Annotated in this window: 28 protein-coding genes; 15 read left to right on the top strand and 13 right to left on the bottom strand. The window is 65.5% G+C overall.

Going from position 1 to position 25,041, the window contains the following annotated elements; translation table 11 throughout:
- The first annotated feature begins 60 nt into the window (after nucleotides 1-60).
- From AC4D6D_RS10765 to AC4D6D_RS10745, 5 genes are all read left to right on the top strand, one after another.
- Complete coding sequence (locus tag AC4D6D_RS10765; protein ID WP_491325260.1) at nucleotides 61-1,524, top strand: leucyl aminopeptidase; 1,464 nt, start codon at nucleotides 61-63, stop codon at nucleotides 1,522-1,524.
- A gap of 22 nt (nucleotides 1,525-1,546) precedes the next feature.
- Nucleotides 1,547-1,984 carry a DNA polymerase III subunit chi gene (locus AC4D6D_RS10760; protein ID WP_491325259.1) on the top strand — a complete coding sequence of 146 codons (438 nt, stop codon included), beginning with the start codon at nucleotides 1,547-1,549 and terminating at the stop codon, nucleotides 1,982-1,984.
- A gap of 115 nt (nucleotides 1,985-2,099) precedes the next feature.
- Nucleotides 2,100-2,522, top strand: a complete 423-nt coding sequence (gene ndk / locus AC4D6D_RS10755) for a nucleoside-diphosphate kinase (RefSeq protein ID WP_147215227.1) — start codon at nucleotides 2,100-2,102, stop codon at nucleotides 2,520-2,522.
- Nucleotides 2,523-2,631: 109 nt separating this feature from the next.
- Nucleotides 2,632-2,877, top strand: a complete 246-nt coding sequence (locus tag AC4D6D_RS10750) for a hypothetical protein (protein WP_147215225.1) — start codon at nucleotides 2,632-2,634, stop codon at nucleotides 2,875-2,877.
- Nucleotides 2,878-2,952: 75 nt separating this feature from the next.
- On the top strand, nucleotides 2,953-3,207 hold the full coding sequence (locus tag AC4D6D_RS10745; protein WP_147215223.1) for a DUF465 domain-containing protein: 255 nt from the start codon (nucleotides 2,953-2,955) through the stop codon (nucleotides 3,205-3,207).
- 26 nt (nucleotides 3,208-3,233) lie between these two features.
- Here AC4D6D_RS10745 and purN read toward each other — a convergent pair whose 3' ends face one another.
- Both purN and purM read right to left on the bottom strand, forming a co-directional pair.
- Entirely contained in the window at nucleotides 3,234-4,136 is a 903-nt protein-coding gene (purN, locus tag AC4D6D_RS10740; protein ID WP_491327239.1) for a phosphoribosylglycinamide formyltransferase, read from the bottom strand.
- A 55-nt stretch (nucleotides 4,137-4,191) separates the two neighbouring features.
- Entirely contained in the window at nucleotides 4,192-5,295 is a 1,104-nt protein-coding gene (gene purM / locus AC4D6D_RS10735) for a phosphoribosylformylglycinamidine cyclo-ligase (RefSeq protein ID WP_491325258.1), read from the bottom strand.
- Nucleotides 5,296-5,513: 218 nt separating this feature from the next.
- Here purM and AC4D6D_RS10730 point away from each other — a divergent pair, with 218 nt between their 5' ends.
- The 4 genes from AC4D6D_RS10730 to AC4D6D_RS10715 are packed head-to-tail and all read left to right on the top strand — an operon-like array spanning nucleotide 5,514 to nucleotide 8,602.
- The gene (locus AC4D6D_RS10730; protein ID WP_491327238.1) at nucleotides 5,514-6,800 is read left to right on the top strand and encodes a heavy-metal-associated domain-containing protein; all 1,287 of its coding nucleotides are present in this window, start codon (nucleotides 5,514-5,516) and stop codon (nucleotides 6,798-6,800) included.
- Between the two features lie 11 nt (nucleotides 6,801-6,811).
- Nucleotides 6,812-7,486 carry a GTPase domain-containing protein gene (locus AC4D6D_RS10725; RefSeq protein ID WP_147215871.1) on the top strand — a complete coding sequence of 225 codons (675 nt, stop codon included), beginning with the start codon at nucleotides 6,812-6,814 and terminating at the stop codon, nucleotides 7,484-7,486.
- Nucleotides 7,487-7,530: 44 nt separating this feature from the next.
- Nucleotides 7,531-8,232 (top strand): serine O-acetyltransferase EpsC, encoded by a 702-nt coding sequence (gene epsC, locus AC4D6D_RS10720; protein ID WP_147215219.1) that lies wholly within the window; start codon nucleotides 7,531-7,533, stop codon nucleotides 8,230-8,232.
- A 7-nt stretch (nucleotides 8,233-8,239) separates the two neighbouring features.
- A complete protein-coding gene (locus tag AC4D6D_RS10715; RefSeq protein ID WP_147215217.1) occupies nucleotides 8,240-8,602 on the top strand; it encodes a DUF2794 domain-containing protein in 363 nt (120 codons plus the stop codon).
- A 10-nt stretch (nucleotides 8,603-8,612) separates the two neighbouring features.
- Here AC4D6D_RS10715 and AC4D6D_RS10710 read toward each other — a convergent pair whose 3' ends face one another.
- Nucleotides 8,613-9,242 (bottom strand): DUF4328 domain-containing protein, encoded by a 630-nt coding sequence (locus AC4D6D_RS10710; protein ID WP_491325257.1) that lies wholly within the window; start codon nucleotides 9,240-9,242, stop codon nucleotides 8,613-8,615.
- 76 nt (nucleotides 9,243-9,318) lie between these two features.
- Nucleotides 9,319-10,230, bottom strand: a complete 912-nt coding sequence (locus AC4D6D_RS10705) for an SDR family NAD(P)-dependent oxidoreductase (protein ID WP_491325256.1) — start codon at nucleotides 10,228-10,230, stop codon at nucleotides 9,319-9,321.
- A gap of 144 nt (nucleotides 10,231-10,374) precedes the next feature.
- Between AC4D6D_RS10705 and purS the strand changes: the two genes are divergently transcribed.
- Nucleotides 10,375-10,608 carry a phosphoribosylformylglycinamidine synthase subunit PurS gene (gene purS, locus AC4D6D_RS10700; RefSeq protein ID WP_147215211.1) on the top strand — a complete coding sequence of 78 codons (234 nt, stop codon included), beginning with the start codon at nucleotides 10,375-10,377 and terminating at the stop codon, nucleotides 10,606-10,608.
- Nucleotides 10,608-11,285, top strand: coding sequence for a phosphoribosylformylglycinamidine synthase subunit PurQ (gene purQ / locus AC4D6D_RS10695; protein WP_147215209.1), 678 nt, complete (start codon nucleotides 10,608-10,610; stop codon nucleotides 11,283-11,285). Before purS ends, purQ begins: the two co-directional genes overlap by 1 nt.
- A gap of 48 nt (nucleotides 11,286-11,333) precedes the next feature.
- Here purQ and AC4D6D_RS10690 read toward each other — a convergent pair whose 3' ends face one another.
- Both AC4D6D_RS10690 and AC4D6D_RS10685 read right to left on the bottom strand, forming a co-directional pair.
- Nucleotides 11,334-12,155 carry an enoyl-CoA hydratase/isomerase family protein gene (locus AC4D6D_RS10690; protein ID WP_491325255.1) on the bottom strand — a complete coding sequence of 274 codons (822 nt, stop codon included), beginning with the start codon at nucleotides 12,153-12,155 and terminating at the stop codon, nucleotides 11,334-11,336.
- A gap of 11 nt (nucleotides 12,156-12,166) precedes the next feature.
- The gene (locus tag AC4D6D_RS10685) at nucleotides 12,167-14,377 is read right to left on the bottom strand and encodes an acyl-CoA dehydrogenase family protein (RefSeq protein WP_491325254.1); all 2,211 of its coding nucleotides are present in this window, start codon (nucleotides 14,375-14,377) and stop codon (nucleotides 12,167-12,169) included.
- Between the two features lie 223 nt (nucleotides 14,378-14,600).
- On the opposite strand from AC4D6D_RS10685, the gene AC4D6D_RS10680 reads away from it, so the two are divergent.
- Nucleotides 14,601-14,939, top strand: coding sequence for a hypothetical protein (locus tag AC4D6D_RS10680; protein WP_491325253.1), 339 nt, complete (start codon nucleotides 14,601-14,603; stop codon nucleotides 14,937-14,939).
- A 9-nt stretch (nucleotides 14,940-14,948) separates the two neighbouring features.
- On the opposite strand, the gene AC4D6D_RS10675 is transcribed toward AC4D6D_RS10680, so the two are convergent.
- Nucleotides 14,949-15,755 (bottom strand): enoyl-CoA hydratase/isomerase family protein, encoded by an 807-nt coding sequence (locus tag AC4D6D_RS10675; RefSeq protein ID WP_491325252.1) that lies wholly within the window; start codon nucleotides 15,753-15,755, stop codon nucleotides 14,949-14,951.
- A gap of 231 nt (nucleotides 15,756-15,986) precedes the next feature.
- Between AC4D6D_RS10675 and AC4D6D_RS10670 the strand changes: the two genes are divergently transcribed.
- Nucleotides 15,987-17,675 (top strand): FAD-binding protein, encoded by a 1,689-nt coding sequence (locus tag AC4D6D_RS10670; protein ID WP_491325251.1) that lies wholly within the window; start codon nucleotides 15,987-15,989, stop codon nucleotides 17,673-17,675.
- Nucleotides 17,676-17,688: 13 nt separating this feature from the next.
- Here AC4D6D_RS10670 and AC4D6D_RS10665 read toward each other — a convergent pair whose 3' ends face one another.
- Nucleotides 17,689-18,465, bottom strand: coding sequence for a L,D-transpeptidase (locus tag AC4D6D_RS10665; protein WP_491325250.1), 777 nt, complete (start codon nucleotides 18,463-18,465; stop codon nucleotides 17,689-17,691).
- A gap of 104 nt (nucleotides 18,466-18,569) precedes the next feature.
- Nucleotides 18,570-18,872 carry a hypothetical protein gene (locus AC4D6D_RS10660; protein WP_147215195.1) on the bottom strand — a complete coding sequence of 101 codons (303 nt, stop codon included), beginning with the start codon at nucleotides 18,870-18,872 and terminating at the stop codon, nucleotides 18,570-18,572.
- A gap of 303 nt (nucleotides 18,873-19,175) precedes the next feature.
- Between AC4D6D_RS10660 and AC4D6D_RS10655 the strand changes: the two genes are divergently transcribed.
- Together AC4D6D_RS10655 and AC4D6D_RS10650 are read left to right on the top strand one after the other, a co-directional pair.
- Nucleotides 19,176-20,189 carry a thiamine pyrophosphate-dependent dehydrogenase E1 component subunit alpha gene (locus AC4D6D_RS10655; protein ID WP_491325249.1) on the top strand — a complete coding sequence of 338 codons (1,014 nt, stop codon included), beginning with the start codon at nucleotides 19,176-19,178 and terminating at the stop codon, nucleotides 20,187-20,189.
- Nucleotides 20,186-21,208, top strand: coding sequence for an alpha-ketoacid dehydrogenase subunit beta (locus tag AC4D6D_RS10650; protein ID WP_491325248.1), 1,023 nt, complete (start codon nucleotides 20,186-20,188; stop codon nucleotides 21,206-21,208). The genes AC4D6D_RS10655 and AC4D6D_RS10650 overlap by 4 nt, the downstream gene beginning before the upstream one ends.
- A gap of 6 nt (nucleotides 21,209-21,214) precedes the next feature.
- Here AC4D6D_RS10650 and AC4D6D_RS10645 read toward each other — a convergent pair whose 3' ends face one another.
- The 4 genes from AC4D6D_RS10645 to AC4D6D_RS10630 all read right to left on the bottom strand — a co-directional run bounded on the left by AC4D6D_RS10645 (nucleotide 21,215) and on the right by AC4D6D_RS10630 (nucleotide 24,982).
- Nucleotides 21,215-22,159, bottom strand: a complete 945-nt coding sequence (locus tag AC4D6D_RS10645) for a cation diffusion facilitator family transporter (protein ID WP_491325247.1) — start codon at nucleotides 22,157-22,159, stop codon at nucleotides 21,215-21,217.
- Between the two features lie 72 nt (nucleotides 22,160-22,231).
- On the bottom strand, nucleotides 22,232-23,245 hold the full coding sequence (locus AC4D6D_RS10640; RefSeq protein WP_491325246.1) for an acyl-CoA dehydrogenase family protein: 1,014 nt from the start codon (nucleotides 23,243-23,245) through the stop codon (nucleotides 22,232-22,234).
- The gene (locus AC4D6D_RS10635; RefSeq protein WP_491325245.1) at nucleotides 23,233-24,408 is read right to left on the bottom strand and encodes an acyl-CoA dehydrogenase family protein; all 1,176 of its coding nucleotides are present in this window, start codon (nucleotides 24,406-24,408) and stop codon (nucleotides 23,233-23,235) included. The genes AC4D6D_RS10640 and AC4D6D_RS10635 overlap by 13 nt, the downstream gene beginning before the upstream one ends.
- A 259-nt stretch (nucleotides 24,409-24,667) precedes the next feature.
- On the bottom strand, nucleotides 24,668-24,982 hold the full coding sequence (locus AC4D6D_RS10630; protein ID WP_147215865.1) for a non-heme iron oxygenase ferredoxin subunit: 315 nt from the start codon (nucleotides 24,980-24,982) through the stop codon (nucleotides 24,668-24,670).
- Between the last annotated feature and the right edge of the window lie 59 nt (nucleotides 24,983-25,041).

Raw genomic sequence — 25,041 nt, 5'->3', positions numbered from 1 at the left:
ATCCGCTGTTGCGGCGAAGCGCACAAGATCGGCGCCCGCCCCCGTGATTCAGGAGATCCCATGAATATCCAGTTCCTTGACGCTGCTGCCGCCTCCCCGGCGCGTCTCGTCGCCCGCTTCGTGAACCAGGATGCGATTCCCGCCGATATCGAGCAGGTTCTCGTAGAAGGCGCCAAGGCCTCGCGCTTCACCGGCAAGGCCGGGCAGGTCTTCGAGGGCTTCGTGGAGCGTGACGGCAAGGCCGTGCGCGTGGCGCTGGCCGGGATCGGCGCGGCCGATGCAAAGGATCGCAAGGGCGCCGTCGAGCGCGCGGGTGCGGCCGTCGTCGCCAAGTACCTGACCTCGGGCGAGACCGCCGTGACGCTGGACCTGACCGGCGCCGGTCTCACCGCCGACGAAGCGGCGGGCGCGCTGCTCGGCGCGGTGCTGCGCGCCTGGCGCCTCGATACCTATCGCACCAAGCTGGCCGAAGACGCCAAGCCGAGCCTCGTGGACATCGCCGTGGTCGGCGCGCCGGAAGGCACCGAGGCGGCCTGGGCAATCGAGCAGGCGATCGTCGCGGGCGTTTCGTTCACCCGCGAACTCGTGACCGAACCGGCCAACGTGATCTACCCCGAATCCTTCGTCGCGCGCGTCGAGGCGAAAGTGGCGGGCAGCGGCCTCAAGGTCCGCGTGCTCGACGACAAGGAAATGGCCGCGCTCGGCATGGGTTCGCTGCTCGGCGTGGCGCAGGGTTCGGTTCGCCCGGCGCGCCTGCTGGTCATGGAATGGCTGGGCGGCGCTGCGGGCGAGGCGCCGGTCGCCTTCGTCGGCAAGGGCGTGACTTTCGACACCGGCGGCATCTCGATCAAGCCGGCTGCCGGCATGGAAGACATGAAGTGGGACATGGGCGGCGCCGGTGCCGTCGCGGGCACGATGCTCGCGCTCGCGCTGCGCAAGGCGAAGGCCAATGTGATCGGTGTCTGCGGTCTTGTGGAAAACATGCCCGACGGCAATGCCCAGCGCCCCGGTGACGTCGTCACCTCGATGTCGGGCCAGACCATCGAAGTCATCAACACCGATGCCGAAGGCCGTCTGGTGCTCTGCGACGCGCTGACCTGGGTGCAGCGCGAGTACAAGCCTGCCAAGGTGGTCGATCTCGCCACGCTGACCGGCGCGATCATCCTCAGCCTCGCGCATGAATATGCGGGCCTGTTCTCGAACAACGACGATCTCGCCGCGCAGCTCGCCGCTGCTGGCGACGCTTCGGGCGACCGCCTGTGGCGCATGCCGATGGGGCCGAACTACGACAAGATGATCGACAGCCCGATCGCCGACATCAAGAACGTCGGCCCGCGCTTCGGCGGCTCGATCACGGCGGCGCAGTTCCTGCTGCGCTTCATCGAGAACGACACCCCCTGGGCGCACCTCGACATTGCCGGCACGGTCTGGACCGACAAGCCGGGCGCGACCTGGGACAAGGGCGCTTCGGGCTTCGGCGTGCGCCTGCTTGACCGCTTCGTGCGCGACACGCTCGAAGCCTAAGTAAAAGGGGCAGGGCCGCGACATGCGCGTCGATTTCTATCAGCTCAGTCGTGACCCTGCCGAAAGCGCTTTGGCGCTGATCGCCGGAAAGGTCGCGGGGAATGGCGGGCGCCTGCTCGTCGTCTCCGCCGATCTCGGCCAGCGCCAGCGCATCTGTCAGGCGCTCTGGTCCGTCGGCGCTGAGAGCTTCCTCGCCAACGGCTTTGCGGGCGAGGGCAATGAGGATCGCCAGCCGATCCTGTTGTCCGACACGCCCGAACCCGCCAACGGCGCGAAATTCATGGCGATTGCCGACGGCCAGTGGCGCGAGGGCGAAGTGCCGTTCGAGCGTACGTTCTTCCTGTTCGACGAGAGCACGCTCCAGCACGCCCGCGATACCTGGCGCATGCTGCGCGGCCGTGAAGGCGTTGAGCATTACTACTGGAAGCAGGAAGGCGGCCGCTGGGTCCAGGCTGCCTAGCACCCTGGGTCAGCACCCGGACTACCTGAAGTTAATCCGCGCCCGCCTTGCGATCCGGCGCGTTCCCCGCTACTGGCGCGCGCAAGATTCCAACCCTTTTTCTAAGGAACCTACCATGGCGGTTACCCGCACCTTCTCGATCATCAAGCCCGACGCGACCCGCCGCAACCTGACCGGCGGCGTCACCAAGCTGCTCGAGGAAGCCGGCCTGCGCGTCGTCGCTTCGAAGCGCATCCAGCTCTCGCAGGAGCAGGCCGAAGGCTTCTACGCCGTCCACAAGGAGCGTCCCTTCTTCAACGACCTCGTTTCCTTCATGATCTCCGGCCCGGTGGTCGTGCAGGTTCTCGAAGGCGAAGACGCCGTGAAGACCAACCGCGACGTGATGGGCGCCACCAACCCGGCCGACGCCGCTGAAGGCACCATCCGCAAGACTTTCGCCGAATCGATCGAAGCCAACTCGGTTCACGGTTCGGATTCGGAAGAAAACGCGGCGATCGAAATCGCCTACTTCTTCAAGCCTGAAGAAATCGTCGGCTGAAGCAAGCGCTTCAATCGATAATGAAAAGGCCGCCCGTTTGGGCGGCCTTTTTGTTTTTGCGGGACGAGGTGGTTTTGCGATAGGTTCTCCGAAAACTCGGAGAGCGAAAATGCAGGGCATGGGCACCTCGGACGAAGTCTGTCCGTTCGAGTTCAATTTCGACGCGACGCGCTTCAAGGTCGGCGATACGGTCAGCTACCGCGTGAACGGGAGTCTCGAAGGCTTTCCCTTCGTCGGAAAGCTGGTCGAGGTGCATGACGACCATGTGGTTATCGCCGGAGACCCGGCGGAGCCAGACAAGCGCTATCGCGGCACCCGTGAAAGCCGTCCGCAAGTCGACTATTCAGAGATCTGACGATTGATCCCGCGCAAGGCGGGTACCGAAACGGCAGGATAACCTGCGATGCGTCCAGAGCAAAGAGGAGAGCCGATGTCCCACAAAGCCCACGAACTCGCCGCAGAGTTTCCGGAGGATCTGGAGGTCCTGCATCACCTCAAGGCCACGCGCGGCCATTTCGCGGTGCTGGCCGACCGCTACGACGAGGTGAACGGGGCGATTCATCGGATCGAGGCGGCGTTGGAAGCGGCTTCGGATGCCCGGTTGGAGGACCTCAAGAAGGAGCGACTCTGCCTGCTCGACCAGCTTGGCCGGATGATCCGCGATGCGGGGGCCGTCGGCGCCTGATCAGCCGGTCACGAATACCGCCGGTTTTAGAACTGGTCGGCGGCATCCATCAGTGAGGTCAGCTTCTTCGGTGCGATCGCGCGCCAGGAGCGGGACAGCCATTCGCCGATCACATCCCAGTTGTTTTCACCAAGGTCCAGGCGGATGCCGATCCAGCCGTCGCCGAAATAGGCGGGGCGGAAGTAGCGGTCCTCGTCCTGTTCGATCAGCATGGTCTGCTCGTCGGCGCCGCTGATCTTCACGAGCAGGGCGGTGCGACCGTCGGCATGGTGGTTCGAGGTGAAATAGGCGAATTTCTTGCCCTTGGTCACGCCGAAGCAGGGCATGCCGTGGCTCTCCACTTCGTCGGCCTCGGGCAGCGCCATGGCGCGTTCGCGCACGCGTTCGAGCAGCCATTCCGGGCTCGATTCGCGCACGACGAGAGCGGCAAGGCAGCGCGAATAGAGCTGGTGCTCGGCGATCAGCACCCGTCCGGCCAGCGTCTCCGCCGTATCGCCGGGCACGATGGCGACCGGGACCTGGCCCAGGATCGGACCTTCGTCGAGTTCGGGAATGACGAGATGGACGCTGACGCCGCCGTGGCTGTCGCCCGCGTCGATGGCGCGCTGGTGGGTGTGAAGGCCGGTGTATTTCGGCAGGAGCGAGGGGTGGATGTTGACCATCCGGCCCTCCCAGCCCCGCACGAAGCCCTCGGTAAGAATGCGCATGTAGCCCGCGAGCGCGACCCACTGCGCGCCGGATTCGCGGATCGCGGCGTCCATTGCCGCATCGTGGTCTTCGCGCGAGAGGCCCTTGTGGCTCAGCGCGAAGGTCGCCACGCCTTCGGCGGCGGCAAGGGCGAGACCGCCCGCATCCGGCTTGTTGCTGGCGACGAGGACGATCTCGTAGGGACAGTCCTCGTCCCGGCTGGCATAGAGCAGGGCGGCCATGTTGGTGCCGCTGCCCGAGATCAGGACGGCGACTTTGGCCTTCCCGGAAGCCCTGTCAGGCAAGATGCACCGCTTCCCAGTCCTCGCGGGCGGACCAGACTTCGGCGCCGCCCTGGACGGTGCAGCCCTTTTCGCCTTCCTCGACGATGCCGATCACGAAGACGGTCTCTCCGGCGGCTTCCAGTTCGGCCTTGAGCGCGGCGACGTCATCCGCCGGAACCGCGAGCACCATGCCGATGCCGCAGTTGAAGGTGCGGGCCATCTCTGCCGGTTCGATATTGCCCTGGGTCTGGAGGAAGGCCATCAGGCGCGGCTGTTCCCAGGCACCGGCATCGATGCGGGCATGGAGACCCTTGGGCAGGACGCGCGGGATGTTTTCCAGCAGACCGCCGCCGGTGATGTGGGCGAGGGCGTTGATCCGGCCCGAGCGGATGAACGGCAGCAGGCTCTTCACATAGATGCGCGTGGGCGCGATCAGCGCGTCGATCAGCAGCGTGTCCGAATCGAACAGCGCCGGGCGGTCGAGCTTCCAGCCCTTGTCCTCGGCGAGGCGGCGGACCAGCGAGTAGCCGTTCGAGTGCACGCCCGAGGAGGCGAGGCCCAGCAGCACGTCGCCGTCGGCAACCTTGTCGCCGGTCAGCTGCTCGCCGCGCTCGACGGCGCCGACGCAGAAGCCAGCGAGGTCGTAGTCGCCCGCGGCATACATGCCCGGCATTTCCGCGGTTTCGCCGCCGATCAGGGCGCAGCCGGAGATCCGGCAACCCTCGGCGATCCCGGCGACGACGCGCTCGGCGACGCCGTTCTCAAGCTTTCCGGTGGCGAAGTAGTCGAGGAAGAACAGGGGCTCCGCGCCCTGGACGATAAGGTCGTTCACGCACATGGCGACGAGGTCGATGCCGATCTTGTCGTGGCGGTCATGGTCGATGGCCAGCTTGACCTTGGTGCCGACGCCGTCGTTTGCGGCCACCAGCAGCGGGTCCTTGTAGCCTGCCGCGCGCGGGTCGAAGAAGCCGCCGAAGCCGCCAAGCTCCGCATCGGCGCCGGGGCGCGCGGTCGATTTGGCGAGCGGGGCGATGGCCTTCACCAGCGCGTTGCCGGCGGCGATGGAGACGCCGGCCTGCTCGTAGGAATAGCTCTGCGGGGTGTTATCGTCGGACATTGCGCGCGCATAGTGTGCAAACGCGCCGCTGTCACGCCCGAGCATGACTTTCGGCAGGGATATTTCCGGCAATTCGGTCGGAAAAATTTCTCGCGGATCGCTGCGTTCAAGCTGTTCCGCCGATTTCGGCTGTGCGTTCTTTGTCGATGGAGCGCCGGGACTTGGATTACGGCTTGGTTTTCCGGATCGGTTTGGGCAAAAGGCCACACGGTTTGATGATGGCTCTGACGTTTTCCCCCAAGATCCGGCGTGTGGCCGGCAGCGCTCCGGCTTCTGCGCGGCGCATGGCGCTCGTGGCCGGGGGCGCGGCGATTCTCGCGCTCGGCGCGGCGGGCGGCTATCGCCTCGTGGCGCAAGTGGAGGGCGATCGCGGTATCGCTCCGCTCGCCAATTCCGAGGATATCCAGGTCAACGGCATCAAGGTCGACGTGACCGCCAAGACCGGCGCCGATGCGCGTCTGGAAGGCTGGAAGCAGGCCGAGAAGGAAGCCTGGAAGAAGCTCGGCGGCCCCGACATGCCGGTCGAGGCGATCGACGCGATGGTGTCTTCGGTGGTGATCGGCCAGGAACAGGTTGGTCCGCGCCGATACATCGCCACGCTCGGTGTGATCTTCAACAAGGCCCGCGCCGGACAATATGTCGGTGCCGGCGGCGCAACGATCCGTTCGGCGCCGATGCTGGTGCTGCCGGTGCTCTATTCGGGCGGCGTGCAGCAGGTCTTCGAAGTGCGCGGTCCGTGGCAGCGCGCCTGGGCGGAGTTCCAGGCCTCGCAAAGCCCGATCGATTATGTGCGCCCGGTCGGCGCGGGCGGCGAATCGCTGATCCTCACGGCAGGGCAGGCTTCGCGCCGCAGCCGCCTGTGGTGGCGCAACGTGCTCAACCAGTTCGACGCCGCCGACGTGGTGATCCCTTATGCCCGCCTCGAACGGCAATGGCCGGGCGGCCCGATCCATGGCACTTTCACTGCGCGCTACGGCCCCGACAACACCTTCCTCGGCACCTTCGAGATGGACGCGGGCAGTGAGCAGGAACTGCCCGGCATGCTCGACAAGGCGGTCCAGCGCATGGACGGCCTCTACCGCGATGCGCTTTCCGGCGGTCAGCTTCGTCCCGATCCCACGCTGACGACCAGCGGCCAGGTGCTCGACCGCGCCTTTGCCGAGCTGCGCACCAAGCTCATGCCCAAGGGCGGCGCGCCGATCGAGGCACTGCCGTCGCAGGCCGTGATACCGTCTTCCGCACCCTCGCCGCTGGCACCCAGCGCGCCGGTCGAGACGGTGTCCGTCCAGTTCGCCTCCCCCGATGCGGCGGCGGTCGATGCAGCGCTTGCCGCGGTGCGCGGGGTTCCCGGCGTGCGCGGCGCGGCAACAATGAGCCTCGCCGTCGGCGGCACTTCGGTGATGCGCGTGACCGTCGAGGGCGGCAGCGAACGGCTTGCCTCCGCCTTGCGCGGGCAGGGCTGGAAGGTGACAAGCAGCGGCGGTGCCCTGAGGATCACCCGCTAGGTCCTCCCATGATGAAGCAGATCGCACTCCCGCTGTCCGCCGCGAGCGACAGCCCGCCGCGCATTGTCGTCGGCAATGCCAATGCCCATGCGGTAGACGGGCTGCTGGAATCGGCGTCCTGGCCGTTCCACAGCGCGATCCTTTACGGGCCGCCGCGCTCGGGCAAGTCGCTTTTGGCGCGCTGGTTCGTCGAATCGGGTCATGGCGACGTGCTCGACGATGCCGATCGCATGGACGAGCATGTGGTGTTCCACAGCTGGAACCGTGCACAGGAAAGCCGCCGTCCTCTGCTGATCCTCTCCAGTCGCCGCCGGGCCGCGAGCGGCGGGGAAGCCGAAGGCCTCTGGCAGGTCAAGCTGCCAGACCTCGGCTCGCGCCTCGGCGCTGCGCTGGAACTGGAAATCGGCGACCCGGACGAGGAGATGTTGGGCGAACTGATCGACGTTCATGCGCAAGTTCGCGGGCTTTCGCTCGATCCTTCCGCGCGCGACTATCTTGTACCGCGCTGCGAGCGTAGCCATCTGGGCGTCGAAAACCTGGTCGCCGCCATCGACCGGCTCAGCCTTGAGCGCAAACAGCCGCCGACTCTGGCGATCTGGCGCGAGGCGCTGATCGAGCTTTACGGTTCGGAAGGACATGCTGGCCATGGGGATGGCGGGGCGGATGGCGATCAGGCCCCCTCCTGACCTCATGGCTTGCTACGCGGGCCGATTGATGGGAGATTCGTGCGATGTTGACTAATCTGGTTCGCTATCTGGATTCCGTCGTCGCACGCGACCCCGCACCGCGTTCGCGTTGGGAAGTCCTGCTCTACCCCGGCGTCTGGGCGCTGTTCTTCCACAAGATCGCGCACCGGCTGTTCCGCGCCGACCTGTTCTTCCTTGCCCGCGTGGTGAACCACGTCTCGCGCTTCCTGACCGCGATCGACATTCACCCCGGCGCCACGATCGGTCGCAACTTCTTTATCGACCACGGCTTCACCGTGATCGGCGAGACCGCGCAGATCGGCGACAACGTCACGATCTATCAGTGCGTCACCCTCGGCGGCTCGAACCCGACCAACGGCAAGGGCGGCAAGCGTCACCCGACCCTGCTGGACAATGTGATCGTCGGCTCCGGCGCGCAGATCATCGGCCCGGTTACCGTGGGCAAGCGCGCCCGCGTCGGCGCCAGCGCGGTCGTGACCGAGGACGTTCCGGAAGGCGCGACGATGATCGGCGTCAAGGCTCGCTCCACTTTGGTAAAGGCGGAGACTTACGCCAAGGAATTCATGCCCTACGGCACGCCCTGCAAGGAGCCGTGCGAGCCGGTCGGCAGCCAGCGGGTGGACGAACTGGAAGAGCAGGTCGCAGCCCTGCGCGCCCAGGTCGATACGCTGATGCGCAAGCTGGAAGAAGAGAAGCAGGCCGAGCCGGTCGTTAAGGGCGTCTGACCGGCGGATGTCCGCAGGCAGCCATCCTCATCCCGGAACCGTCGTCGCCTTTCCGGGGCGGGTGCCGCTTCAGGTCGGCTTCGACCGGATCGAACTCCAGCGCATTCTCGACCTCTACGGACGCATGGTCGCCGCCGGAATCTGGCGCGACTATGCGATGGATTTCGGCAAGGAGGCGGCCAACTTCTCCGCCTTCCGCCGCGCCGCCGAGCGCCCCCAGGCGCGCATCGAGAAACGCCCCTCGCTGCGCAGCAAACAGGGCATGTGGACGCTGTTCGGAGAAGTGGGGCAAGTGCTAAAGCGCGGCCACGAACTGGCAGGTGTGCTGAGCCCGCTGGAGCGCAAGCTGCTGAAAGTCGTCGAGGACTGACGCTTCCTGGTCAGGCGAAAGCGTGGCGAACGCTCATTTCGGATGACTGTGCTTTCGTGACGGCGTTCACTATCATCAGCAGGACCGCTGCTGCAACGATATGAAAAGCGTAACCTGTCAGGTCCAGGAGGTTGATCGCGCTGGTAAATCCACTGCTTTTCATGCTCAGGTTGGCGATCATGTTGCCGAGTATCCAGCAGGCCCACCAGACGATCAGCTTGCCGTCCGTTCGCTCGGACAGGCCTTCGTCGGCGAGATGGCTGGACTTCCAGAGCTCCTGCATGGCCTGAAATGGTTTGAACCAGAAGGCAAAGGGCACAAAATACCAGCCCACCGCCCAATTCGGCTTGAATTTCAGATCCTGAATGCCTGCGATGAAGAGGTTGGCATGGGCGCGATGGAGCCAGAAACAGACGGCAACGATGCTGGCTATGAAGAGCACGGCATAGAGGCCTCCGGATAATCCGGCCGCCAGTAACAACGGATCGTCCCCGTCCTGGTCGATGCCGCGGCCGATAATCGTCCCCCACAAGGAAAGCGCTACCGTCGTACAGACGAGGTATAGCCCGATCACGATGCGGAGGGCGGTTTCCCTTTTGCGCAGCGAGATCAATCCCCGCTCAAGCTCGGCTTCGTTCACGGCGTCGTCCCTTGGTCCTTTTACAGCATCGACGCTGTATCTTCTGACTTTTGCGCGTCAACGGGATTTCTGGACTTTAATCACGCGATTTCAAAAGCATCGACAAGGCATGGTGTGCCTGGTCCATGCCCGTTGCCAGCACTTGGTCGCCCCGGCGGTCGGTGATGCGCGGCCAGGCCGCAGCGAAGCCCTCGACGGTCATGTCGCTCTCTTCCAGCAAAACGCCGTCGTTCATGGTGATGAAGGCGCTCTGGCACACCCCGCCGCCAGCGCCGACCACGGCATCGCTCGGGGCATCCTTCGAGACAAGGAACAGCGCCGCCGGGACGACGGCTTCGGGGCGGAAGGCATTGTAGGCCTCGTCGGGGAAGATGTCCGCCGTCATCCGCGTTCCCGCCGTGGGGGCCAGCGAATTGACGCGGATGCCGTATTTCGCGCCTTCCATGCGCAAGGTGCGGGCGAGGCCGAGCACGCCCAATTTGGCCGCGCCGTAATTGGCCTGGCCGAAATTGCCGCCGAGGCCGCTGGAACTCGTGGTCATCAGCACGCGGCCGTAGTTCTGCTCGCGCATGGTCTCCCACACGGCTTTGGTCGCATAGGCGCTGCCGAGCAGGTTGACCCGCACGACGCGCTCGAAATCGGCCATGTCCATCTTCGCGAAAGTGCGGTCGCGCAGGATACCGGCATTGTTGATGAGGACATGGATACCGCCCCAGGCTTCGCGGGCATGGGCAGCCATGGCTTCCATCTGCGCGAAGTCGGACACATCGCCGCCGTCCGCCATCGCCTCGCCGCCACCCGCTCGGATTTCCTCGACGACGGCGAGGGCGGCATCCGAATGCCCGCTGCCGTCGCGCGCGGCGCCGATGTCGTTGACGACGACTTTCGCGCCGCGCCGCGCCAGTTCCAGCGCATAGGCGCGGCCGAGGCCCTGTCCGGCGCCGGTGACGATGGCGACTTGTCCGGTGAACGAGATCGTTTCCTGCATGGGCAAGGAAATGGCAGGTTGCGCGGGGTGCTTCAATGCCGGTTCGAATCCCACCCTCTCCATGCGATCACAAACCTTGCCCCCGCGCCAGTCCGGGGCCATAGGCGCTGAAACGAATCTGCGCCCTTAGCGAAAGGCCCTGAGATGAAAGTCCGCGTCCACGTCAGCCTCAAGCCTGGTGTCCTCGACCCGCAGGGCCGGGCGATCCATCACTCGCTCGAAGGCCTGGGCTTCTCGGGCGTCAACGACGTGCGTGCCGGTCGTCTCTTCGAACTCGACGTCGCGGAAACGGTCAGCGACGAAGCGATCGACGACATGTGCAAGAAGCTGCTCGCCAACATGGTGATCGAGAACTACCGCATCGAGAAGGTCGCCTGATGGCTTTCCGCTCCGCTGTCGTCACGTTCCCGGGCTCCAACTGCGACCGCGATCTGGCGGTGGCGCTGGAGAAAGTCTCGGGCACCGAGTGCATCCGCGTCTGGCACGGCGATGCCGAGCTTCCGGACAACCTCGACTTCATCGGCCTGCCCGGCGGGTTCTCTTATGGCGACTACCTGCGCTGCGGCGCGATAGCCTCGCGCTCGCCGGTCATGCAGGCGGTGATCGAGGCGGCAGGTCGCGGCGTGCCGGTGTTCGGCGTCTGCAACGGCTTCCAGGTGCTCACCGAAAGCGGGTTGCTGCCGGGCGCGCTGCTGCGCAATTCGGGCATCCGCTTCGTCTGCCGCGAGGTTTCGCTGAAGGTGGAGAACGCGCAGTCGCTGTTCACCTCGGGCTACGAGAGCGGCCAGCACATCCGCATCCCGGTGGCACATCATGACGGCAACTACCATGCCGACGAGGAAACGCTGGACCGTCTCGAAGGCGAGGGCCGCGTCGCCTTCCGCTATGCCGAGGACGTCAACGGCTCGGCGCGCCAGATCGCGGGTGTGCTCAATGCGGCGGGCAACGTGCTGGGCATGATGCCGCACCCCGAGCGCGCCATCGAGAATACGCACGGCGGCACCGATGGCCGGGCGCTGTTCGAAAGTGCCATTCGCGGGCTGGTCGGGGCCTGAAACCCGTCAAGGGACGGCGGTGCCACGGCGCCGCCGTCCTCCGGCGTCTCAGGCTTTCGATTTTGAGCCGACGCCTTTCAGATAGTCTTCCATGCCCCGGATATAATCCGGGTTGAGCATCAGCGCGCTGTTCGCCATGCGTTCGATCTGGCGGGCGCTGTCGCGGCCGACTTCGGCACAGAGTTCTATGGCGACTTTCGCCGCGCCCATCTGCTCCGGGTTCTGCCGGGTCAGGTGGCGGCAGAATTCCATGACATCCTGCTCGAACGTCTCGTCGTCGTAGACCTGATGGACCAGCCCCATGGTCAGGGCCATGTCGGCCGGGGCGGGCTTGTTCGCCATGATCAGCCAGCGCGCCCAGTGCGGACCGCAGATGCGGGTGAGGCGCGAGACGCCGCCCGAGGCCGGAAGCACGCCGAACAGGCCCTCGGGGAAGGCGTAGGACGCGCTTCTGGCGGCGAGGCGGAAATCGCACGAGAGGCTCATTTCCAGCCCGCCGCCCACGCACATCGCATGGTGCGCGACGACGAAGGGCTTCTCGATATGCTCGATCTCGTCCCACAGCTGCTGCATGTTGTTGAGATTGAGCCGGTGGTTCTCGCGAATGCCGCGCGCGCTGGCGCTGGTGGCGGTGGGCGAGACCACGTTCCGGTTCCCGCCGCGCAAGTCCGCGCCGGAACTGAAATAGCGCCCGGCGGATCGGATCAGAATGACCTTCAGTTCGGGCGTCTCGCGAAAGCGCAGCACGGCCTGCGTCAGCAGATCCATCATCTGGCGGCTGATCGCGTTCAGTTTGTCCGGCCGGTTGAGCGTGGCGATCAGGATCCCGTCCACGTCTTCGGTGAGCAGGTGCGGCGCTTCTTCGGTCATCGTGTTGCCCCTCAATTACGCGAACGCGGCAGGCCGAGGCCCTTTTCGGCGATCATCGAGCGGTGCACCTGGCTGGTGCCGCCGTAAATGGTCGTCCCGTGCGCATGGCGATAGGCGAGGTTGATCGCATTGGCCGCGCCCTTGCGCTTGGCCAGCGAGTAGGGCGCCGTCAGGTCAAGCAGATCGCGGGAATCGGTGATGAACAGTTCGGAGGAGAACATCTTCGCCATCGGGCCATAGGCGCCGTTGCCCTTGCCGTGCACTTGCGTCCAGTTGGCGCGATAGGCGATCAGTTCGGAGGCGAGCACATTGGCGTAAGTGCGGGCGAGGCGCGCCTGCGCCTTGGGTGTTGCGATCAGCCTGCCGCCGCCCGCCACGGGGATTTCCCGGCAGAGTTCGACCGCGTTCTCCATCAACGCACGCTGCACTTTGGCAAAGCCGCCGCCGTGTTCGAGTTCGAGGCTGGCCGCCATGGTCCGGCCTCCCGCGTTAACCTCGCCCAGGCGCCAGGTGTCGGGGATGCGGACGTTGTCGTAGAAGGTGATGTTGGTGCGCTCGTCCATGAAAGTGTGGACGCCCTGCACGGTGACGCCTTCGGCCTTCAGCGGCACGATGAACATCGTCAGCCCCTTGTGCTTGGGGGCATCCGGATCGGTACGGCAGAGCATCAGCACATAGTCGGTAAGGTTGGCGCCGCTGGTCCACATCTTGGTGCCGTCGATCCGCCACGAGCCGTCCTCAAGCCGGGTGGCCTTGCACTGCGCGGCGAAGACGTCCGATCCGCAGCCCGGTTCCGAATAGCCCAATGAGCAGATCGCCTCGCCCGCCATCACCTTGGCGAGCACATCGCGCTTCAGTTCCTCGGTGCCGAAGCGGTGCATGATGAGAGCGACCATCTGCGCGACACCGGCCACCGGGTTGCTCCAGCCTTCCTCCTCAAAGGCGGAGCGTGCGGCCGTCACGGCGTAAGGGCCGAGGCCGCGCCCGCCGACATCCTTGGGAAGCTGGAGATAGGCGAGGTTCGCCTCGACCAGTTGCTTGTGGATGACCGGGTTATGGCCCTCCCACGAGAAGTGGAACTTCCCGCGTTGTTCGTCGGTGACGTTCCTCGCGAAGAACGCGCGGATTTCCTGCTGGATCGCGCGGGCATCCTCGCCGAGATCGAACTCGACCGGCACATCGCCCACATCGGGCAGCGCGGCTTTCTCCCCCGCGTAGAGGCGGCGACCGGCTTCAGCCAGCCAGTCTTCCGGATCGCCTGCGACCAGCGGCCAGGCCTTGGCGCGCAAGTTATAGAGATGCACGTCGTGCTCGGTGGTGAGGCCGATGCCGCCGAAGGTCTGCACGGCATGGCGCACGGTGCGCCCTGCGGCTCCGGCGGCGTACCATGCGGAAAGCGAAACCTGCGCGCCTGCTTCCGCATCGCCGTCGGCGATCGAGCGCAGGGCCTGCCAGGCGAGGAACCGGGCGGAATCGATCTCGCAGATCAGGTCCGCCATCGGGTGCGACAGGGCCTGGAACGTGCCGATGAACACGCCGAACGCCTTGCGCTCGCCCGCATAGTCCGCCGCCATCGTCAGCGCCGCGCGGGCAAGGCCGGACAGCGCCAGCGCCACCAGGATCTTCCATTCCTCAAGCCCGGCGGCGAAAGCTGCCAGTGCGTCCTCGCCGCTGCCCAGCACGGTCGTCGGCAGAGCGGCGAGGTCGATTTCCGCAATCGCCGTGGCGGCTAGCGTCGATTCGGCGATCCGCGCTTCGGCGGGAACGGAGATCAGCACGACATCGCCGCCCTTGCACGCGATCACGGCCTCGGCAACCAGACCGCCCGCAATCCACTGCCGGGGGAACTCCGCCAGATCCTGCATGGCGATCGTGACGACGGCCTTGCCGCCGATGGCCCTTGCCAGCAGCTCTTCCTGACCGCCCAGCAGACCGAGCAGGCGCGTCGCCACGAGCGCTTCGGCCAGCGGACCCGAAGCCAGCGTGCGGCCCGCTTCCTCCATCAGCACTCCGGCGTCGAACAGGCCGAGGCCCATGCCCTCCGCTTTCTCGGGCACGCGCATGGAAAAGGCGCCCAGTTCGGCAAGGCCGGTCCAGAGGCCAGCGTCGAAACCGCCGGTTTCCTGTGCCTTGCGCACACGGGCCATGCTCGAATTTTCATCGAGGAAGCGTGCGAAAGTGTCGCGCATCATGGACTGTTCGTCGGTCAGGTCGAAGTTCATGTTTCAGGCTTTCCCAGGGCTTTTCTTGTGACGTTTCCCTGTCCTCATCATACCTCGCCGCCCCGTTCAATCGGCGGCCTCACGCAATCGCGGGTGCGATAGTGTCCATGGCCTGCGCCGGGGCGATACCTTCGCGTCCGGGTCTTCGGGTTCTTGCTGCGCGCCGGATGGTGATCGACAGTCCGCCCCGACGCCGGCACCGGCAATGCGGAGAGGACAACCTATGCCCAAGTACAAGCTCATAGTCCTGACCACCCCGCTGTCGGGGCGCGAGGCCGAGTATCACGACTGGTATGACAACACGCATCTGCCGGAACTGGTGAACGCTTTCGGCATGGAGGGCGCCCAGCGGTATGCGCTTGTGGCCCGGCTGACCGGCAGCGACACCAATCCTTACCTCGCCATCTACGATATCGAGACCGAGGATCCGATGGCGCTGCTCGGCGCGATCGGGCAAGGGATGGCGACCGGCGAACTGACGCCGAGCGACGCGCAGGACATGGCGACCTGCTACACCGCGCTGTTCACCGAATGGGGCGAGCGGGTGACTCCGGAGGCCTGAGCAGAACCGTCACTTCCCACTGAAGCGGGGCGGGCGCTTTTCCCGCAGCGCGGCGATACCTTCCAGATGGTCGGCCGTGCGGACGGAGAGGCTCTCGTAGGCAATTCCGGCATCCATCAGCGCCGTCGCCAGCCGCCTGAGTTCGAGGTTTGTCAGCACTTTCGTCGCGCGTATCGCGACCATCGCGCCGGAAAGCAGCTTCGCGCAGAACGCATCGACCCGCGCATCGAGCTCCTCGGCCGGGACGCAGTGGTTGATAAGGCCGATCTCCGCCGCCTTGCCTGCCGTGAGCAGTTCGCCGGTCAGGAGATATTCCTTGGCGCGGGTCAGGCCGATGCGCTGCGCCCAGATCACTGCGCCGCCGTCTCCCGCGACGAGGCCGAGACCGACATGGGGATCGCCGATCCGGGCGCCTTCGGCGGCGAAGATCACGTCGCAGAGCAGCGCCAGCGTCGCCCCGAGGCCAACGGCATGGCCGTTCATCCGGCAGACCACTGGCTTGTCGATGTCGAGCAGGGTCGAGACGATGCGTTTGGCGACGCGGGCCTCGTGGTCGAAGAGGTGGGGACTGCGGGCATTGTGCTCGATGTGGTCGAGATCGCCGCCTGCGGAGAAGGCGCGCCCGGCGCCGGTCAGCACGATCACGTCCGATGCGGCATCGTTCTGGGCGAACCATAGGGCCGCGGCGAGATCGTCATGGAGCTGGAGATCGACCGCGTTCATCGCCTCGGGTCGGTTCAGGGTGATCCGTAGCAGGCGGTCCTCGCGCGTCATGGCGATTGTGGCGAGATTGGGCAGGGGCGGCATTTCGCGCATTTTCGGCAAGTCTCCCGGTCTTTCTTCCGGTCATAGGCGCGACGCGGCGGGCAGGGCAGGGTGAATTGCAAAAGGCGCTCATCCTTCGCCGGGGCGAAGCTTTCAGGCTTGCCGGGCTTCTTCCCGCCCGGCGCCTTGCCAAGCCCGGACAACTCCGTTCTACCATGCTGAACGCCTGAACGGCACAAGTTGCGGAGCAGAGCCGCAGGTCAGGGAAGAGGAAGCGTAGCAATGGCGCAGTTCGACGAGAGCTTCGACTGGGTGGTCGTCGGCAGCGGGGCGGGGTCGATGGCATCGGCGCTGCTGATGAAGCAGGCGGGCAAGTCGGTGCTCATCCTGGAAAAGGCCCCCTGGATCGGCGGCACCACGGCCAAGTCGGGCGGGGTCATGTGGATCCCCAACAACCGCTTCATGGACCCCGGCGAGGACAGCTTCGAGCAGGCCTGCCGATATCTCGACGCGGTCGTTTCCGATGGCGAGGAAAGTCCCGGCACCAGCCCAGACCGGCGCCGGACTTACGCGCGGGAAGCGCCGAAGATGCTGGATTTCATCGTCTCGCAGGGGGTCGAGATGGAACGGGGCTCGCGCTTCTGGCCGGACTATTACGACGAACTGCCCGGCGGCGTGAAGACCAGCCGCACCGTCACCGCCGTTCCTTTCGACAAGAACGCACTGGGCAAGGGCTGGGCGGGCAAGCTGCGGCAGGGCTTTGCCGAAGTCCCGGTCAGGCTGGACGACGCGATGAAGCTGCCTTTCGCCAGGCACTCCTGGGCGATCAGGAAAATTCTGCTCAAGACCGCCGTAAAGATCGTCGCCGGAAAGCTGACCGGCAAGCATTGGGTGACGGCGGGGGCGGCCTTGCAGGGCCGGATGCTCAAGGCGGTGCTCGACCGGCAGGCGGCGGAAATCCGTACCGACAGTCCGGTCAGCGAAACGATCGTCGATGACGGGCGCGCGGTCGGCGTGGTCACGGTGCGGGACGGCAGGCCCTGGCGCGTCGGCGCGCGGCTGGGCGTGCTGATGAACGCGGGTGGGTTCTCGCAGAACCAGGCCCTGCGCGACAGGTACATGCCCGGAACGCGCGCGGCGTGGTCCAACGGGATCGAGAGCGATACCGGCGACATGCACCTCGAACTCGAACGCCACGGCGCGGTTCTGGCGCAGATGGACCAGATGGTCGGCTTCCAGATGTCGGAAGCGCCGGGCTGGGACACCGACTATGTGAAACCGGGCACTCAGGGCACCACCGGGAAGCCGCATGCGATCCAGGTCGACCAGACCGGCGTGCGCTATCTGAACGAGGGCGGTTCCTACGAGGAATTCTGCGAGGCCATGCTGCTGCGCAACCGCACCCATCCGGCCATCCCGAGCTGGGCGATTCTGGACCGGCAGTACATGGACGAATATGCCGTGGCCGGGAAAGGCAAGGCGAAGAAGAACATGGCCAAGTGGCTGGCCTCGGGCTGGATGCGCAAGGCGGAGAGCCTGGAAGCGCTGGCGCGGCAGATCGCCGTACCCGAAGCAGCGCTCGCAGCGACGGTGGCGCGATGGAACGGCTTCGTGCGGGATGGGCGCGACGAGGATTTCCATCGCGGGGAACGGGCCTACGACAACTGGCTGGGCGATCCGTTCTTCAAGGACGGTCCCAATGCCTGCATGGGCACGATCGAAAAGGCGCCGTTCTATGCGATCCCGATCGTGCCGGGGGACGTCGGCACGTATGGCGGGGTCGTCTGCGACAGCGATTCCCGTGTGCTGAGGGCGGACGGAACCCCGATCGAGGGGCTCTATGCCTGCGGAGTCAGCACGGCTTCGCCGATGGGGCGCGTCTATCCCGGCGCGGGAGCGAGCATAGGGCCGTCGATGACGTTCGGCTGGATCGCCGCGAAACATGCGGCGGGCCTTGGAAATCAGGTCTGAACCTGCGGGGTGACTATTGCTGCCCGAGCGTGGCGGCGTTCGCTTGTCGCACGGCCTCCACGCGCAGGCGCGGGAAGACTTCTTCCAGCGGCTTCACGTCGGGCAGGACGTAGACGTAGCCGCCCTCCTTCTGGAACAGCGGACTGACGCCCTTTTTGTAGAAGGCCATCGGCACATTGATGCAGCCGAATGTGATGCGGTTGTCGTCGATGGTTTCGGACAGCATCCGCGCGCGGCGGTTTTCCTTGTTGCCGGGGGGGATCGTGTGGAGCGCCACGGAAGTTGCGTAGTCCACCCAGAGCACGCGCTGCCTGCCTGCGGCCCAGCCGAACTTCGCAAGGAAGCGGCCTGCGGGCGTGGTCTTCTCGGCGGGACCGATCTCGGAAAGCGATTTAGCGCCGATGCCGGGGGTGGCCTCGTCGCCGAGGGCCTTGCCGATCAGCACCGGGGCATCGGCAAGCTGCTTGCCTTCCGCATCGAACAGGTAGGCGCGGGCGGCGGCCTTGTCGATGATGATGTAGGGGAGCGAGTGATTGTCCGCCGAGTCGGCCACCCAGTGGGCGACCAAGGCCGCACCCGCCGAGAGTTCGCGTACCGGCCTGGGTTGCGCCGCCGCTGCGGTCTGCGCTTTCGATGGGCGCTTGGCTACCGTTTTTTTCGTGCCCGGCTTCTTGGCTTTGGTCGCAGGAGCCTTGGCCAGATGCGTCGCAGTGGCCCGGGTTTCGGTCAGAGGGCTTGGTGCGGCACCTGCCAGCGCGAGTGCGGCAAAGGCCAGAGGAACGCTCATCATTGTCGGAATGAACTCACGGAATTTGGCACGGAAAATGGTCGGCACCTCGAACGGGCGCCGACCATGGTATCACAGTCTTCTGGGCAACGGGCGCGAAAGGGCGCTCAGTTGCGTGCCCGCTTGCGCTGGCTGGCGGCCATCTGCTGCTCGACGCCATCGACGCGCGAATTGAGCTGGTCGATACGCTGGCCGTTCTGCTGGGCCTGACCCGAAGCGGCCTGTCCCTCGGCGAGGGCCTGCTTCGCGGTGGCGTCCGTCTGCTGGAGACGGGAATCGAGACCATCGATCCGCTGGTTCACGGTGGCGATCTGGTCTCGCACAAAACCCTTGGTGGCACAGCCACCCAGACCGATCGATCCGACGAGGATCACGGCGACAGGGGCAAGTTTCGTCAGATAAGGCGACATCGCATTCACTCCTTGTTGTCTATGTTGTTTAACAGCCCCGCAGTGCTCCAAGCCGAGCGGGAAAGCGTGAACAATGCGATTCTGGCCGACCGTGCTTCCGCAAAGGTGAACGGAAGCCCGGTCTGCCATGTGCAATAAGTTACGTAACGGCGTTCGGTTCCACACCATCTCGCGGCGATGATACGGCTCCCGCAGGCGGATAACGCCGGGGCGGTCCGGCCTCCCCTTGTGCGCGTCGCCGGGGGGCGTACTGAACTAGGGTTCAGCCAGCTCGGAACAACCGGGCTGATCGAGAGAGGACCTATGAGCGAAACAACGGAGAACCGGGCGCTGGAGAACCGGGCGACCCCGGACGCCAAGACCCAGCTCGACATCTATCGCCGGATGATCCGGATCGAGCGCAACGACGATGCCACCCGCACCCAGATCCGTCGCGGCCGCATCACCGCGCCGTACTACTCGGCGCGCGGGCAGGAATGCATTCCTTCGGCCATCTCGGTGCTGCTCCATAACGACGACAAGATCTGCACGATCTATCGCGGCATCCACGACATGGTCGCCAAGGACATGCCGCTCCGCCCGCTCTGGGCCGAGATCTGCGGCCGCGTCGACGGCACCTGCAAGGGCAAGGGCGGCCCGATGCACCTCACGCACCCGGAAACCGGCGTGATGGTCACCACCGGCATCGTCGGTTCGTCGATGCCGATCGCCAACGGGTTCGGCTGGGCGGCGCTGCTGGACGGCACCAAGCAGGTGACCGTCGCCTATTTCGGTGACGGCGCCAGCAACATCGGCGCATTCCACGAGGCATTGAACCTGGCTTCCGTGTGGAAGCTGCCGGTGATCTTCGTGTGCCAGAACAACGGCTTTGCCGAGCACACCCGTTATGAGAACTGCACTTCGGTCGACCAGATCTCCAAGCGCGCGATCGGCTACGGCATGCCGGGCTACACCGTGGACGGCAACGACCCGGTCGACGTCTACGCCCACGCCCACGCCGCCATCGAGCGTGCCCGTGCGGGCGAGGGGCCGACCCTGCTGGAATGCAAGACCTTCCGCTTCATGGGCCACGTCTTCGGCGATGCCGACGGTTACATGACCAAGGAAGAGAAGGCCGAGGCGATCGCCAGGGATCCGCTGCCCAAGTTCCGCCAGAAGCTGATCGACGATGGGATCGCCACGGCCGAGGAACTCGACGCGCTGACCGCGAAGGTCGAGGCCGAAGTGAACGACGCCATCGAATTCGCGATGGCCTGCGAATATCCGTCCGACGACGAACTGCGCCGCGACGTCTTTGCAGAGGAGATTCCGGCATGAGCACTGAAACTCTGGAAGCAACCGTGGTGGAAACGGTGAAGATGAACGGCCTCCAGGCGATCAACGCCGCACTGATGGAGACGATGGAAGCCGATCCCAAGGTCCTCGTGCTGGGCGAGGACATTGCGGACAATGAAGGCGGCGGCGTCGTCGGCGTTACGCGGGGCCTCTCCACCAGGTTCGGCACGATGCGCGTGCGCTCCACGCCGATCTCGGAACAGGCCATCATCGGCGCGGCCATCGGCGCGGCCATGGGCGGCTACAAGCCCGTTGCCGAAATCATGCTGATGAACTTCACGACCGTGGCCATGGACATGATCGTGAATCACGCGGCCAAGCTGCGCTTCATGTCGGGCGGCCAGAGCCAGGTGCCGATGGTGATCCGCACCCTGACCGGCGCAGGTAACCAGACCGCCGGCCAGCACGCCGACTTCTACGAGGCATGGTTCTGCCACACCGCCGGCATCAAGGTGGTGATCCCCTGGACCCCGGCGGACTTCAAGGGCCTCTACCTTTCGGCCATTCAGGACCCGGATCCGGTCATCATCGTCGAAAGCGGCAAGACGCTGTTCGTGCCGATGGACGTGCCCGTCAATCAGGGCCCGATCCCGCTGGGCAAGGCCAATGTCGTCGCGCCGGGTAGCGATATCACCATCGTTTCCTATGGCCAGATGATGTTCACCGTCATGCAGGCCTATGAGGAACTGACGAAGGCGGGCGTCTCGGTCGAAGTGATCGACTTGCGCACGATTTCGCCGTGGGACAAGGAAACGGTGCTGGCATCGGCCGAGAAGACCGGTCGCCTGCTGGTGGTTCACGAAGCCGGCCGCAACTTCGGCCCGGGCGCGGAAATCGCCGCGACCGTGCAGGAAATGCTGTTTGGCAAGCTGAAGGCCCCGGTCGGCCGTCTTGGCGCGCCTTATTGCTCGGTGCCGTTCGCCAAGAAGCTGGAAGACGCCTTCCTCGTGCAGCCGCCCGAGATCATCGCCGAGGCCCGGCGCCTCGTCGCCATGGGCTGAAACCGATCACCAAACCATCGCATCCGCCCGTTTTTCCGGGCGGATGTAGATGGAGGTGATCCACGGCGAGAGCGCCTTCACCCGCTGTTCCAGTTCCTCGATCAGCGTTTCGGCATTGCCCATACTCAGGTCGTCCGCGAAGTCGGCACTGATGGCGACGAAAATCGCCTGCGGGCTCGTGTGGATGGTGCGAATGTGGTTCACCGCGTCGATGCACGGATTGCCGTTCAGCACTTCGCGGATTTGGGCGATGAGCACGGGATCGGCCGCTTCTCCGATCAGCAGTTCCTTGGATTCGCGGGCCAGCAGCACTGCCACGCCCGCCAGCACACAGCCGATCAGCACCGACGCGACGCCGTCGATGCGCGGGTCGGCGAAGTGAACCGACGCCCAGACACCCACCGCCGCGATGACCAGGCCGATCAGCGCGGCGCTGTCCTCGAAAAGCACGATGAATCCGGGCGGGTCCTTGCTGCGGTGGATCGCCTGCCACCAGGTCTGCTCGCCGCGCCCGCGATCGAATTCGCGCACGGCCAGCGCCCATGACGCGCCTTCCATCAGGAACGCGATGCCCAGGACGATATAGTTGAGCGTCGGGTTCTCGATCGCGTGGGGCTGCTGGATGTGGACCACGCCTTCGTAGATCGACACGCCCGCGCCGATCGCGAAGATCAGGATGGCGACCACGAAAGCCCAGAAATAAAGCTCGCGGCCATAGCCGAAAGGATGCGTGGGGTCCGGCTTTCGGCTGGCGCGTTTCTGGCCGTAGAGCAGCAGCACCTGGTTTCCGCTATCCACCAGCGAGTGCACGCCCTCGGTCAGCATCGAGGACGAGCCGCTGATCGCAGCGGCCACGAACTTGGCGACGGCAATGCCGAGATTGGCGGCCAGCGCGCCGTAAAGCACGATGTTGGCCTTGAAATGCGCAGCGACGCTGCCTGTCTCGCTCATCGTGGGGTGGTTCCTGCGGGGACTTCGATAGCCCCAACTGTCACGGCCCGTGCGAGGTTGCGCAAGTCTCGACTATTTGGCCAGCGCCTCGCGGGCCACGCGCTCGTTCCACAGGTCCGCATTGCCGCAGAGTTGCAGGTTCAACAGTGCACGCTTGAGGAACAGGTGGCAGGGATGCTCGTCGGTAAGGCCGATGCCGCCGTGGAGTTGCACCATTTCCTCGGTGACGAAGCGGAAGGCGTCGGCGGCCAGCACTTTGGCGGCGGCGAGTTCGGTGAGGCTGGCGCTTTCGTCCCGCGCGCGCTTCCACAATAGCGCTTCGGCGACGACGATGCGCGTCTTCATGTCGGCGGCGCGGTGCTTCAGGGACTGGAACAGCGCGATGGGCCGGTCGAACTGGCGGCGGACCTTCATATATTCGATCGTCATGTCGAGCGCTGCGCCCGCTGCGCCGATGCAGTCGGCGGCGAGGGCCAGTTGCGCCTCGCCCGACAGATGGTCGTGCAGCGGCTTGGCACCCGCCGCATCGGTGAGCATCAGGGCAGGGGTGAAGCCGTCCAGCACTACGTCGAACAGGCGGCGACTGGGGTCCCAGATTGGTCGTTCGACCAGCGAGACGCCCGGCGCGTCAAGCGGCAACAGCGCATAGCCACCGGGAAGCTGCGCCACCACGGCAACCGCCATGTCGCCTTCGAACACGCCGGAAATCGTGCCGGACACGGTGCCGTCCGAGCCTTGCGTCAGCTTGGAGGAGAGCATCGGCAGCGGCGCATATTCACCGCCGGCCAGCCGTTCCAGCCATTCCGCGCGCCCGGCAAAATCCTCGCTGGCGGCAATCGCCAGAACGCCGAGCTGCGCGGGGATCAGCGGCATCGCGGCGAGCAAGCGCCCCATTTCGAGGTGCAGGGCGGTAGACGCTTCTCGCGTGAAGCCTAGGCCGCCGTCCTCTTCGGGCAGGCGCACCATCAGCCAGCCCATCTCGGCGGCCAGTTGCCAGCTTTCGTCGCGCGAGGGCGACAGCTCTTTCGCCGGGAATGCCTTCTGCGCGGCGTCGGTGAGTTCGTTGAGTTCGATCACAGCACCCATCCCTTCGGCTCGCGCGGCATGTCCAGCATGCGTTCGGCGATGATGTTGCGCTGCACTTCCTCGCTGCCGCCGGCGATGGTCCAGGCATAGGAATTCATGAAATCGGCCATCCAGTTGCCGGTATTGAGATCGCCGAAAGTGATCGGCGCGACATATTGCTCGTCCATGCCGCCCAGTCGCAGGCCCAGCGCCGAATAGGCCCTGAGAGCGCGGCTATAGGCGTTCTTGACGATGGAGGCGTCGCCCATGCGCTCGATCCCGTTGATGCGGTTGTCGAGGAACTGGTCGGCAATCGCGCAGACCGCGTCCACTTGCGTCACCAGCGTGCCGAAATCGCGCAGTACACCGCGATCGTCTTCATGCCCATGCTCGCGGATCAGCTTCGCTACCCGGCCCAGCGCACCGCGCATCCGGTAGGACAGCTCCATCAGCGTCAGCCCGCGTTCGGAGGCGAGCGTCGCCTGCGCCACGGCCCAGCCTTGGCCTTCCTCGCCCACACGCTCGGAGACGGGAATCTCCACGTTGTCGAGGAAGATTTCGGCAAATTCCTCGTCGCCCTGGATCTGGTGGATCGGGCGGACGGTGACGCCGGGCGCCTTCATGTCCATCAGCAGGTAAGTGATGCCCGCCTGCTTCACGCCGTCAAATGATGTTCGCGCGAGCAGCAGGCACTTGTCGGCGAACTGGGCCATCGTCGACCAGACTTTCTGGCCGTTGATGACGTAGATGTCGCCTTTTCGTTCGGCCCGCGTCTTGATGGCGGCAAGGTCCGATCCGGCGCCGGGCTCGGAAAAGCCCTGGCACCAAGTCTCGCCTTCGAGGATTTTCGGCAGATAGCGCGCCTTCTGCTCGGCGTTGCCGCACTCGTGCAAGGTGGCGAAGGCGTGGTAGGTGGACACGAACGAGAGCAGCAGGCGCGGGCAATCGGCGCCGGCGAGTTCCTCGTAGATCACTTTCTGCTCGGCCAGGCTGCGGCCGCCGCCGGGATACTCGGCGGGCCAGTGCGGGATCGCATAGCCGGCGCGGACGAGCTTGCCGAACCAGCCCCGCTGGGTGCGGACGAAATCGGCCTGCGTGCGGCTGGCATCGCGCCAGTCGGTGGGCGCTTCGGCAGCGAGGAAGCTGCGGACTTCGCGGCGCAGGGCTTCGAGATCGTTGGTCATGCCCCTGTCTGTGCCGATGGGGTGCCGAGGCGTCCAGACGGGGGTGGGTCGCTGCGGCGATATCGGGAAGAACGAAGAGAAGGGAAAGATTCTGGGGGATGATCCCCCAGACCCGCGGAATGTCGGCGTTGTGCGAGACCTGACCGTTTGGCGCCCACGGTGAGCCGGGAGGCATTATGGCCTGCGGCAGCAAGGAGTGCGCGATTGGGGGGCTGGGGGCTATGTTTATCCTGAGCTTCGCCGAGGGGCTCCCCTGCTTTCAGACTTCCACTTCAATGGAATCTCCGACAACCCGCACTGCATAAGTCTCGATCGGCATAGTCGCCGGAGGGTTGATCGGCGCGCCGGTTTCGAGGTCGAAGCGGGCGCCGTGGACCGGGCAGGATATCCAGCCGCCCCTCATTCGGCCGCATTCCAGCGTCTCGTAAGCGTGGCTGCACAAGTTGCGCACGGCGAAGATGCGGTCCGCCGTGTTGCAGAGGAGGATTCCGATCCCGTTGACCTCGACGACGAGCTTGGTGCCGGGGGGCACGTCCTCCAGTCTGGCTGCGGCAACGAAGGTCTTTTCGGTCATCATCTTCCCGGTTTCTCTCTTTTTGGCGTGGACAGGGTGCATGCTTTTGCAACCCGGAG

It is taken from the genome of Novosphingobium sp. BF6 (assembly GCF_058273105.1).
This window is presented reverse-complemented; position numbering and strand designations above follow the sequence as displayed.

Bases quoted from the DNA above. Each gene is read 5' to 3' on its own strand.
- AC4D6D_RS10675 (WP_491325252.1), bottom strand. From the start codon at position 15,755: ATGCGCGAAATGCCGCCCCTGCCCAATCTCGCCACAATCGCCATGACG.
- AC4D6D_RS10630 (WP_147215865.1), bottom strand. From the start codon at position 24,982: ATGACCGAAAAGACCTTCGTTGCCGCAGCCAGACTGGAGGACGTGCCC.
- AC4D6D_RS10655 (WP_491325249.1), top strand. From the start codon at position 19,176: ATGAGCGAAACAACGGAGAACCGGGCGCTGGAGAACCGGGCGACCCCG.
- AC4D6D_RS10750 (WP_147215225.1), top strand. From the start codon at position 2,632: ATGCAGGGCATGGGCACCTCGGACGAAGTCTGTCCGTTCGAGTTCAAT.
- AC4D6D_RS10685 (WP_491325254.1), bottom strand. From the start codon at position 14,377: ATGAACTTCGACCTGACCGACGAACAGTCCATGATGCGCGACACTTTC.
- epsC (WP_147215219.1), top strand. From the start codon at position 7,531: ATGTTGACTAATCTGGTTCGCTATCTGGATTCCGTCGTCGCACGCGAC.
- purQ (WP_147215209.1), top strand. From the start codon at position 10,608: ATGGCTTTCCGCTCCGCTGTCGTCACGTTCCCGGGCTCCAACTGCGAC.
- AC4D6D_RS10635 (WP_491325245.1), bottom strand. From the start codon at position 24,408: ATGACCAACGATCTCGAAGCCCTGCGCCGCGAAGTCCGCAGCTTCCTC.
- AC4D6D_RS10665 (WP_491325250.1), bottom strand. From the start codon at position 18,465: ATGATGAGCGTTCCTCTGGCCTTTGCCGCACTCGCGCTGGCAGGTGCC.
- purM (WP_491325258.1), bottom strand. From the start codon at position 5,295: ATGTCCGACGATAACACCCCGCAGAGCTATTCCTACGAGCAGGCCGGC.
- AC4D6D_RS10715 (WP_147215217.1), top strand. From the start codon at position 8,240: ATGTCCGCAGGCAGCCATCCTCATCCCGGAACCGTCGTCGCCTTTCCG.
- AC4D6D_RS10760 (WP_491325259.1), top strand. From the start codon at position 1,547: ATGCGCGTCGATTTCTATCAGCTCAGTCGTGACCCTGCCGAAAGCGCT.
- AC4D6D_RS10725 (WP_147215871.1), top strand. From the start codon at position 6,812: ATGAAGCAGATCGCACTCCCGCTGTCCGCCGCGAGCGACAGCCCGCCG.
- AC4D6D_RS10745 (WP_147215223.1), top strand. From the start codon at position 2,953: ATGTCCCACAAAGCCCACGAACTCGCCGCAGAGTTTCCGGAGGATCTG.
- AC4D6D_RS10645 (WP_491325247.1), bottom strand. From the start codon at position 22,159: ATGAGCGAGACAGGCAGCGTCGCTGCGCATTTCAAGGCCAACATCGTG.
- AC4D6D_RS10670 (WP_491325251.1), top strand. From the start codon at position 15,987: ATGGCGCAGTTCGACGAGAGCTTCGACTGGGTGGTCGTCGGCAGCGGG.
- AC4D6D_RS10640 (WP_491325246.1), bottom strand. From the start codon at position 23,245: ATGGGTGCTGTGATCGAACTCAACGAACTCACCGACGCCGCGCAGAAG.
- AC4D6D_RS10765 (WP_491325260.1), top strand. From the start codon at position 61: ATGAATATCCAGTTCCTTGACGCTGCTGCCGCCTCCCCGGCGCGTCTC.
- AC4D6D_RS10730 (WP_491327238.1), top strand. From the start codon at position 5,514: ATGGCTCTGACGTTTTCCCCCAAGATCCGGCGTGTGGCCGGCAGCGCT.
- AC4D6D_RS10705 (WP_491325256.1), bottom strand. From the start codon at position 10,230: ATGCAGGAAACGATCTCGTTCACCGGACAAGTCGCCATCGTCACCGGC.
- AC4D6D_RS10650 (WP_491325248.1), top strand. From the start codon at position 20,186: ATGAGCACTGAAACTCTGGAAGCAACCGTGGTGGAAACGGTGAAGATG.
- AC4D6D_RS10690 (WP_491325255.1), bottom strand. From the start codon at position 12,155: ATGACCGAAGAAGCGCCGCACCTGCTCACCGAAGACGTGGACGGGATC.
- ndk (WP_147215227.1), top strand. From the start codon at position 2,100: ATGGCGGTTACCCGCACCTTCTCGATCATCAAGCCCGACGCGACCCGC.
- AC4D6D_RS10680 (WP_491325253.1), top strand. From the start codon at position 14,601: ATGCCCAAGTACAAGCTCATAGTCCTGACCACCCCGCTGTCGGGGCGC.
- purN (WP_491327239.1), bottom strand. From the start codon at position 4,136: ATGGCCGCCCTGCTCTATGCCAGCCGGGACGAGGACTGTCCCTACGAG.
- purS (WP_147215211.1), top strand. From the start codon at position 10,375: ATGAAAGTCCGCGTCCACGTCAGCCTCAAGCCTGGTGTCCTCGACCCG.
- AC4D6D_RS10660 (WP_147215195.1), bottom strand. From the start codon at position 18,872: ATGTCGCCTTATCTGACGAAACTTGCCCCTGTCGCCGTGATCCTCGTC.